Source organism: Actinocorallia lasiicapitis (assembly GCF_054778695.1).
Window position 1 is genome coordinate 1 of record NZ_BAAGZI010000593.1, and the last position, 2,407, is coordinate 2,407.

The window sequence follows — 2,407 nt, forward strand, 5'->3', positions numbered from 1 at the left end:
CGGGATCTGCACGACGGCGCGCAGGCCAGGCTCGTCGCGATGGGAATGCATCTCGGCGCCGCCGAGCAGCTCCTCGAACGTGACCCGGCCAAGGCCAAGCTGCTGCTGACCGAGGCGCGGCAGGCGTCCGCGACGGCCCTCAGCGAGCTGCGCGACCTCGTCCGCGGCATCCATCCGCCGGTGCTCGCCGACCGCGGGCTGGGCGCGGCCGTCCAGGCCCTCGCCCTGGACAATCCGCTCGCCGTCACGGTGATCGTGGAGCTGGACGGCCGGCTGGACCCGCCGGTGGAGGCCGCCGCCTACTTCGCCGTCGCCGAGACCCTGGCGAACGCCACCAAGCACGCGGGGGCGCGGCAGGTCCGGATCCGGCTCCGGCACGGCGGCGGCCGGCTCCGCATGACGGTCAGCGACGACGGGCGCGGTGGCGCGTCCCTCGCCGGCGGCACCGGACTGACCGGTATCGAGGAGCGTCTCGGCGTCCTCGGCGGCACCCTCGCCCTGGACAGTCCGGCGGGCGGTCCCACGATCGTGACGATGGAGCTGCCGTGCGCGTTGTCCTCGGCGAGGACCTCTTCCTCCTGAGATACGCGCTCGAGCGGCTGCTCGAAGCGCACGGCTGCGAGATCGTCGGGGCTGTCGGGACCGGGCCCGACCTGCTGCGGGAGCTGCTGGCCAAGCGTCCCGACATCGCCGTCGTGGACGTGCGGCTGCCCCCGTCCTTCACCGACGAGGGACTGCGCGCCGCGCTGGCGGCACGGCGGCAGGTGCCGGGCCTGCCGGTGCTGGTGCTCTCCCAGTACGTGGAGCAGCTCTACTCCAGGGAGCTCCTCGCGGACGCCACGGGCGGGGTCGGCTACCTGCTCAAGGACCGGATCGTGGAGTCCGGCCAGTTCGTCGACGCGGTCCGCAGGGTCGCCGCCGGGGGCATCGCCCTGGACCAGGAGGTGATCTCCCGGATGCTCGTCGGCAACGCCCACGACGCACCGCTCGGCCGGCTGATCCCCCGGGAGCGGAGCGTGCTGCGGCTCATGGCGGAGGGCCGCTCCAACGCCGCCATCGCCCGGCGCATGGGGGTCAGCGGCCGCGCCGTCGCCAAGCACATCGCCAACATCTTCACCAAGCTGGACCTGCCCGCCTCCGACGACGACAACCGCCGGGTCCTCGCCGTCCTCGCCTACCTCACCCGGTGATCCGCCCCGCTCCGGCTTCCGCTAGGGGTGTCCTCGGCACACCCCTAAGGGGGTGCCCCAGCACCATTGCAGGGATCTTTTCCGATGGTCAGACTGATGTCATGGTGACGATCGGTTTGAGGTCGACGAGTGGGGGCGTGGTCGGATGCGCGTCCGGCTGAGGTCCGAGGTGGCGGTCACGCTCCGGTGCGACGGGACCCTGCGGCTGGTCTGCGAGCTGACCGGCGCCGAGTACGCGGGCGCGCCGGCCACCGCCGCCATGTGGGTGGCGCTCGTCCAGCACGACGGCGACTCCCGTCAGGCGGCCGACCTGCTCGCCGAGAGCTGGGACACCGACCCCGCCTACACCCGGGCGTCCATGGAGCTGTGGATCGAGGAGCTGTGCTCCCTGGGCCTGCTGCGGCTGGAGATCTGACCGCCCACCCGGCCCGCGAGCGCGGTGGGCAGGGTCGGAGTAGGGGTTGTGCGGGCCGTGCGGCGGAGGTTGGCTCGATGACGATCCGCAGGCGTCAGCGGGAACTCCAAGGACACCGAGGTAGCGATGTGGGATGAACAGTTCGAGAGCATTCTCCGCCGGCATCTGCCGTTCCTCCCGCCTGACGGCGCGCTGGAGGCCGATCTGAGCCTCCGCGACTTCGGCCTCGACTCGATGGGGACGGTCGAACTCCTCTCCCAGCTCGAGCGCGTCTACACCGTCAAGTTCGTCGACGACGCCCTCAACGCGGAGAACTTCGCCGCCCCCGGCGTGCTGTGGTCCACGGTCTGCGAGCTCCGGTGACCGGGGCCGCACGCCCGATCGACAACCTCCGTGACTACCTGCTGGCCGCCGGGCTGACCACACCGGACAAGGCCGCGGTCGTCGAGGTCGGCCCGGACGGCGGCCTCCAGCAGCTCACCTACCGGGAGCTCCAGGAGCTGACCGACGCCTACGCGGCGGCACTGGACCGGCTCGGCCTGGAGGTCGGCGACCGGGTCGTCGTCGAGGCGCACACCAGCGGCACGGCCATCGCGGCCCTGCTGGCCTGCGCGACCCTGGGGCTGCCCTTCATCCCGGTCAGCCCCGACACCCCCGACAAACGCCTGCTGACGATCGTGGAGCTCGCCCGTCCCGCGCTGTTCCTCGCGGCCGAAGGCGGCGCCAGGGAAGGGCTGCCGCAGGAGGTCGGCGCCTGCCGGTTCGGACCCGGCGGGCTGACCGTCGACCGGGCGCCCGCCCC

The 2,407-nt window shown here is 72.7% G+C and carries 5 protein-coding genes; all 5 read left to right on the plus strand.

Translation table 11 applies throughout. From position 1 onward, the window contains the following. Window positions 1-582, plus strand: a 582-nt coding sequence (locus ACYVE7_RS32620) for a sensor histidine kinase (protein ID WP_460370247.1), incomplete at its 5' end; no start/stop codon positions are given. Then, entirely contained in the window at window positions 546-1,190 is a 645-nt protein-coding gene (locus tag ACYVE7_RS32625; protein WP_460370249.1) for a LuxR C-terminal-related transcriptional regulator, read from the plus strand. The genes ACYVE7_RS32620 and ACYVE7_RS32625, both read left to right, overlap by 37 nt. 145 nt (window positions 1,191-1,335) lie before the next feature. Then, the gene (locus ACYVE7_RS32630; RefSeq protein WP_460370251.1) at window positions 1,336-1,605 is read left to right on the plus strand and encodes a hypothetical protein; all 270 of its coding nucleotides are present in this window, start codon (window positions 1,336-1,338) and stop codon (window positions 1,603-1,605) included. A gap of 126 nt (window positions 1,606-1,731) precedes the next feature. Continuing rightward, a complete protein-coding gene (locus tag ACYVE7_RS32635; protein WP_460370254.1) occupies window positions 1,732-1,968 on the plus strand; it encodes an acyl carrier protein in 237 nt (78 codons plus the stop codon). Next, the coding region (locus tag ACYVE7_RS32640) for an AMP-binding protein (RefSeq protein ID WP_460370256.1) at window positions 1,965-2,407 on the plus strand (443 nt) is incomplete at its 3' end. The genes ACYVE7_RS32635 and ACYVE7_RS32640, both read left to right, overlap by 4 nt.